Genomic DNA, 6,068 nt, shown 5'->3' on the forward strand with positions numbered 1-6,068 from the left:
CAGGCGCGGATCGGGATTGGTGTTCTCCGCCCACACCACCGCCACCACCTCGCGCGGACCGAGCGGCACGCAGACGACGTCGCCGGGCTTCAGCTCCATGCCGCGCGGCACGCGGTAGGAATAGTTCTGATTGAGCGCGACCGGCACCAACACGTCGACGACGCGGGTCGGCGATGCGGATGTGTGGGTTTCGCGGGTGGTGTGGTCCATCAGGGAATCAGGCTTGAGGTGTCCAGCGAAAGGCTAGCGCCGCGCCGCCAAGTTAGCGAACGGTAAACGAAAGAGGTGCGATATAATGCGTTGGATCACCGTCTCCAAGAGAAGCTCCAAGAGAAGCCCCCAAGGCAAACTCCAAGGCAGGCTATGGTCAAGCAAGTTCCGGCACCACAACCGATCGAGCTCGACTGCGCCGACGCGGGCCTCGCGCTGGAGATGGCGCGGTGGCTGACGCATCTGCGCGCCGAGCGGCGGCTGTCGCCAAAGACGCTCGAAGCCTACGCCCGCGACCTCCGCCAATGCCTCATTTTTCTCGCCGAGCACTGGGGGACCCGGGTCACGCTGAAGCGGTTTGCGGCGCTGGAGGCCACCGACGTCCGGGCCTTCATGGCGATGCGCCGCGCCGACGACATTGCCGGACGTTCGCTGATGCGGGCGCTGGCGGGGCTCCGATCGTTCGGGCGATATCTCGAGCGGGAAGGCAAGGGCAAGGTCGGTGCCCTCTCCGCCATCCGCGCGCCCAAGGTTGCAAAGAGCCTGCCGAAGCCGATCCAGGTGGATGCCGCCAAACGCTTTGCAGATGCCGACGAGCGCGCCGGAGAAGAGCGCGATTCCTGGATTTTGGCGCGCGACGCTGCGGTGATGGCGCTGCTCTACGGATCGGGCCTGCGCATCTCCGAGGCGCTCGGACTGAAGCGGCGCGACGTGCCCAAACCGGGCGAAGGCGACGTCCTCATCGTCACCGGCAAGGGCAACAAGACCCGCATGGTGCCGGTGCTGCAGAACGTGCTTGTCTTGATCGCCGATTACGTTGGGATGTGCCCGCATTCATTGCCGCCGGCCGGTCCGATTTTTATCGGCGCGCGCGGCGGACCGCTTTCGCCGCGGATCATCCAGCTCACCATGGAGCGGCTGCGCGGCGCGCTCGGCCTGCCCGACAGCGCCACGCCTCATGCGCTGCGGCATTCCTTCGCGACCCATCTGCTCAGCCGCGGCGGCGATTTGCGCGCGATCCAGGAACTGCTCGGCCACGCCTCGCTCTCGACCACGCAGATCTATACCGGCATCGATGCCGAGCGGCTGCTGGAAGTATACAAGAGCGCGCACCCGCGGGGCTGAACGCCCGCACAGCCCGCCGACACACTCCCGTCACATCGATGGCCTCTTAAGCTAGCCTCTTGCGCTCGCATTGCGGTTCGGCAATCGTGCGCGCGTCAACTGCCAGAAGGGGAATCAATGGGCGCACATGAAAGCATGGAGCATGCGGAGCATGCCGAGCACGCTTCAGGCTCGAACAAGAAGATCGCGTTGCTGATCTCCGTGATCGCCTTGTTTCTGGCGCTGTCCGAAACGCTGGGCAAGGGTGCGCAGACCGAAGCCATCAGCAAGAACGTCGAGGCTTCGAACCTCTGGGCGTTCTTCCAGGCCAAGAGCATTCGCCGCACCACGGTTCAGGCCACGGCGGAGCACGCCAAGCTCAGCCTGGGCACCGTCGGCGACGATGCTGCGAAGGCGGCCTTGCAGAAGCAGATCGACGACTGGAACAAGACCGCGGCGCGTTACCGTTCGGAGCCGGAAACCGGGGAGGGTTCGGAACAGCTCGCCGCACGCGCCAAGCATGCCGAGCACGAGCGCGACCTCGCGACGGCAAAGTATCACCACTACGAAATCGCCTCGGCCGCCTTCCAGATCGGCATCGTGCTGGCGTCCGCCACCATCATCACCGGCATGATCGTGCTGGCCTGGGTGTCAGGCATATTGGCGATCGCAGGCATTGGAATTACTGCGCTTGGCCTCTACGCGCCGCACCTGTTGCATCTGCATTGAGCGGCGGGGTTCGTCATCACCCGCGAAAGCGGGTGATCCAGTACGCCGCGGCCTTTCGGCTCAAGCTCCAGCTTCTCTGGAATACTGGATTGCCCGGTCAAGCCGGGCAACGACAGTGAGGGGCTACCGCGCTTCGCGCACGCTCTTGCGGAAACGCGCAATCAGCCGCAGCGTGCGCGATGACCAGCCGTCGCCGTCGCCGCGCAGGATTTCCCGGATACGCTGCTTGATCGGCTGGACCAGAGCGGCCGCCTTGGCGCGCATCGCCATGATAAATTCATAGATCGTCTTGAACCACGCCATCTGCAGCAGCTTCGAACGCGTCACGTCGAAGATGAACGCGGTGACGCCGACGCCGACGAGTTTGCCGAACACAATGACGACGGCGGCGCTGACCCAATATTCATGCGCCAGCAGCCACAGCCCGACCAGCTTGAGCGGAAACAGCGGGATCACCGGCACGGCAAACACGATCAGCGTCATCGCCGGCGACAGCGTATCGACACGATCGGACAGCCATCGCTTGAATGCGCGGAGCGGGATCAGCGCAACGATGCGCTCGACGATCGGTTCGAGATGATCCCACAGCCAGGCTTCGATCAGGAAGATGACCGCAAGCAGGACCCAGAACGGCTTAAGCAGGCGGCGCATCATCGAAATGGTCTCTGGAGCAGAATGACGTCCATTGATTGGTCGCTCCGCTCCATCTCCTTGTTCAAAGCATGATCTTTCTGGGAAATCGGATACCCGCGTCTTCAATCACACTCCACCCGGCATGTACCGGGTTCCGGTTACATATGGATGGCGCGTTTGCCGGCCGCAAGCGCGGCTTCCTTGACGGCTTCCGAGCGCGTCGGATGGGCATGGCACGTGCGCGCCAGATCTTCGGCAGAACCGCCAAACTCCATCAGGACGCAGGCTTCATGGATCATTTCGCCGGCTTCCCGGCCGACGATGTGCACGCCGAGCACGCGGTCGGTCTTCGCATCCGCGAGAATCTTCACAAAGCCGTCCGTGGTCTGGTTGACCTTGGAGCGGCCGTTGGCGGTGAACGGAAATTTGCCCGAGGTATAGGCCACGCCGGCCTGCTTCAGCTCTTCCTCGGTCTTGCCGACCGACGACACTTCCGGCGTGGTATATACGACGCCCGGGATAACATCGTAGTTCACGTGACCTGCCTGTCCCGCAATGATCTCGGCGCAGGCGACGCCCTCGTCCTCGGCCTTGTGCGCGAGCATCGGCCCCGCCACCACGTCGCCGATCGCATAGACGCCCTTCACGGTGGTCGAGAAATGCGCGTCGATCTGCACGCGCCCGCGATTGTCGAGCGCGATACCGGCCTCTTTGAGCCCGAGCCCTTCGGTGTACGGCACGCGACCGATACAGACCAGCACCACATCGGCTTCGAGCGTCTCTGCCGGTCCACCGGCTGCCGGTTCGATACTGGCCTTCAACATCTTGCCCGACGTATCGACGCCGGTGACCTTGGCGCCGAGCTTGAACACAAAGCCCTGCTTTTCGAGCATGCGCTGGAATTGTTTCGCCACTTCGCCATCCATGCCGGGCAGGATGCGGTCGAGGAATTCGACGACCATGACTTCCGACCCCAGCCGGCGCCACACCGAGCCGAGCTCGAGGCCGATCACGCCGGCGCCGATGATCAGCATTTTTTCCGGCACTTTTTCCAGCGACAGCGCGCCGGTCGACGACACAACGCGCCTTTCGTCGATCTCGATGCCCTTCAACCGCGCGATATCAGATCCGGTGGCAATGACGATGTTCTTGGCCTCAACGGTCGCGGTCTTGCCGTCGCCGCTGACTTCTACCTTGCCGGCCCCGAGGATCTTGCCGGTGCCCTTCAGCACGTCGATCTTGTTCTTCTTCATCAGGAACTCGACGCCCTTGACGTTGCCGTCGATGCCCTGCTGCTTGAAGTTCATCATCGCGGGCAGATCGAGCTTCGGCGTGGAGACGCTGACGCCCATCTTGGCAAAGGAGTGCGCGGCTTCCTCGAACATTTCGGAGGCATGCAGCAGCGCCTTCGACGGCATGCAACCGACATTGAGGCAGGTGCCGCCCAGCGTCGCGTTCTTCTCGACCACGGCGACCTTCATGCCGAGTTGCGCTGCACGCACCGCGCAGACATATCCGCCCGGACCGGTGCCGATGACGACGAGATCGTAGGAAGCCATGATGAAGTCCTGTAGCTGAGAAACGTGTCAGGTATTACCGCCCACCCGAGACATCAAGGATGGCGCTGGTGACGTAGGAAGCCTCGTCCGAAATCAGCCAGACGATGGCGTTGGCGATTTCTTCGGCTGTGCCGACGCGCTGCATCGGCACCATATGTGCGAGCCGATGCGCGCGATCAGGTTCGCCGCCGCTCGCATGAATTTCGGTGTCGATCAGCCCGGGCCGGATCGCTGCCACGCGAATACCTTCGCCGGCGACTTCGTGGCCGAGGCCGACGGTGAAGGAATCCACCGCGCCCTTGGAAGCCGCATAATCCACATACGTATTGGGCGACCCGAGTTTCGCCGCGACCGAGGAAAGATTGACGATGACACCGCCCTCGCCGCCCTTGCGGGTCGACATCCGCTTCACCGCCTCGCGCGCGCAAAGAATGCTGCCGGTAACGTTGACGGCCATCATGCGCTGGATGCGTTCGGCCGACATGTCCTCGACGCGAGCCGAGGGCCCGACGATGCCGGCATTGTTGACGAGCGCGCCGAGCGTACCGAATTCATCAGCGGCCTTGAACAGCGCGAGAATGTCCGCCTCGCTGCCGACATCGCATTTCACGGCAATCGCCTTGCCGTTCTTGCGTTCGATCAGCGAGACGACTTCGTTCGCCGCCGCCTGATTGCTGGCGTAGCCGACCACGACGCGAAAGCCGCGCGCGGCGGCAGCGAGCGCGGTGGCGCGACCGATGCCGCGGCTGCCGCCGGTGATCACAACAACTTTGTCTGTCACATTAGCCCCCACAAATCAGCGCGCATCGATCCATGGCTCGCGGCTCCGGCCTTTCGCGCCGGCGCCGGCGAAGCCCGTGGCGTTAGAGATCCAGCACCAGCCGCGCCGGATCTTCCAGGCTCTCCTTGACGCGGACCAGGAAGGTCACGGCTTCCTTGCCGTCGATCACGCGGTGATCGTAGGACAGCGCCAGATACATCATCGGACGCACCTCGATCTTGCCGGCGACGACCATCGGCCGCTCCTGGATCTTGTGCATGCCGAGAATGCCGGACTGCGGCGCGTTCAGGATCGGCGTCGACATCAGCGAACCGTAGATGCCGCCATTGGTGATGGTGAAGGTGCCGCCCTGCATCTCGTCGATCTTGAGCTGACCGTCGCGGGCGCGGCGGCCGAAATCGGCGATCGACTTTTCGATATCGGAGATCGACTTGTGGTCGCAGTCGCGCACCACGGGCACGACAAGGCCCTTGTCGGTGCCGACGGCGACGCCGATGTGATAGTAGTTTTTGTAGATCAAATCGGTGCCGTCGATCTCGGCGTTGACCGCCGGGATATCCTTCAGCGCCTGCACGACGGCCTTGGTGAAGAAGCCCATGAAGCCGAGCTTGTTGCCATGCTTCTTCTCGAACACGTCCTTGTACTGCGCGCGCATCGCCATGATGTGCGTCATGTCGACCTCGTTGAAGGTCGTGAGCATCGCGGCCGTGTTCTGCACGTCCTTCAGCCGCCGCGCGATGGTCTGGCGCAGCCGCGTCATCTTCACGCGTTCTTCGCGCGCGGCATCGTCGGCAGGCGACGGTGCGCGCACCTGCACCGAAGCGGCTGGCTGATTGACCGGGGTCGGCGCAGACGCCGCCTTCTCGATCGCAGCCAGCATGTCGCCCTTGGTGACGCGGCCATCCTTGCCGGAGCCGGGAACAGTCGCGGCATCGATGCCGCTCTCAGTGGAGAGTTTGCGAACCGACGGCGCCAGCGGCGCATCCGATGCCGCAGCCTTGGGAGCCGCTGCAGGCGCGGCGGCTGGCGCCGCAGCCGGGGCGGCGGCCTTG

At 63.8% G+C, this 6,068-nt stretch carries 7 protein-coding genes; 2 read left to right on the forward strand and 5 right to left on the reverse strand.

Annotated features, from left to right (window positions below; genetic code table 11):
* A partial coding sequence (locus tag CP49_RS48285) for a primosomal protein N' family DNA-binding protein (protein ID WP_245311049.1) occupies positions 1 to 210 on the reverse strand: 210 nt, incomplete at its 3' end.
* Between the two features lie 153 nt (positions 211 to 363).
* Between CP49_RS48285 and CP49_RS35690 the strand changes: the two genes are divergently transcribed.
* Both CP49_RS35690 and CP49_RS35695 read left to right on the forward strand, forming a co-directional pair.
* Positions 364 to 1,335 carry a tyrosine recombinase XerC gene (locus CP49_RS35690; RefSeq protein ID WP_057854788.1) on the forward strand — a complete coding sequence of 324 codons (972 nt, stop codon included), beginning with the start codon at positions 364 to 366 and terminating at the stop codon, positions 1,333 to 1,335.
* 117 nt (positions 1,336 to 1,452) lie between these two features.
* Complete coding sequence (locus CP49_RS35695) at positions 1,453 to 2,043, forward strand: DUF4337 domain-containing protein (protein ID WP_057854789.1); 591 nt, start codon at positions 1,453 to 1,455, stop codon at positions 2,041 to 2,043.
* A gap of 123 nt (positions 2,044 to 2,166) precedes the next feature.
* On the opposite strand, the gene CP49_RS35700 is transcribed toward CP49_RS35695, so the two are convergent.
* The 4 genes from CP49_RS35700 to odhB form a co-directional block, all read right to left on the reverse strand.
* Positions 2,167 to 2,697 (reverse strand): hypothetical protein, encoded by a 531-nt coding sequence (locus tag CP49_RS35700; protein WP_057854790.1) that lies wholly within the window; start codon positions 2,695 to 2,697, stop codon positions 2,167 to 2,169.
* A 137-nt stretch (positions 2,698 to 2,834) separates the two neighbouring features.
* Entirely contained in the window at positions 2,835 to 4,235 is a 1,401-nt protein-coding gene (gene lpdA, locus CP49_RS35705; protein WP_057854791.1) for a dihydrolipoyl dehydrogenase, read from the reverse strand.
* Between the two features lie 34 nt (positions 4,236 to 4,269).
* Positions 4,270 to 5,016 (reverse strand): SDR family oxidoreductase, encoded by a 747-nt coding sequence (locus CP49_RS35710; RefSeq protein WP_057854792.1) that lies wholly within the window; start codon positions 5,014 to 5,016, stop codon positions 4,270 to 4,272.
* Between the two features lie 82 nt (positions 5,017 to 5,098).
* Positions 5,099 to 6,068, reverse strand: a 970-nt coding sequence (gene odhB / locus CP49_RS35715) for a 2-oxoglutarate dehydrogenase complex dihydrolipoyllysine-residue succinyltransferase (protein WP_057854793.1), incomplete at its 5' end; no start/stop codon positions are given.

Source organism: Bradyrhizobium valentinum, assembly GCF_001440405.1.
GTDB classification, from domain to species: domain Bacteria; phylum Pseudomonadota; class Alphaproteobacteria; order Rhizobiales; family Xanthobacteraceae; genus Bradyrhizobium; species Bradyrhizobium valentinum.

Coding starts and splice junctions, on each gene's coding strand:
- CP49_RS35690 (WP_057854788.1), top strand. CDS start 364: ATGGTCAAGCAAGTTCCGGCACCACAACCGATCGAGCTCGACTGCGCC.
- lpdA (WP_057854791.1), bottom strand. CDS start 4,235: ATGGCTTCCTACGATCTCGTCGTCATCGGCACCGGTCCGGGCGGATAT.
- CP49_RS35700 (WP_057854790.1), bottom strand. CDS start 2,697: ATGATGCGCCGCCTGCTTAAGCCGTTCTGGGTCCTGCTTGCGGTCATC.
- CP49_RS35695 (WP_057854789.1), top strand. CDS start 1,453: ATGGGCGCACATGAAAGCATGGAGCATGCGGAGCATGCCGAGCACGCT.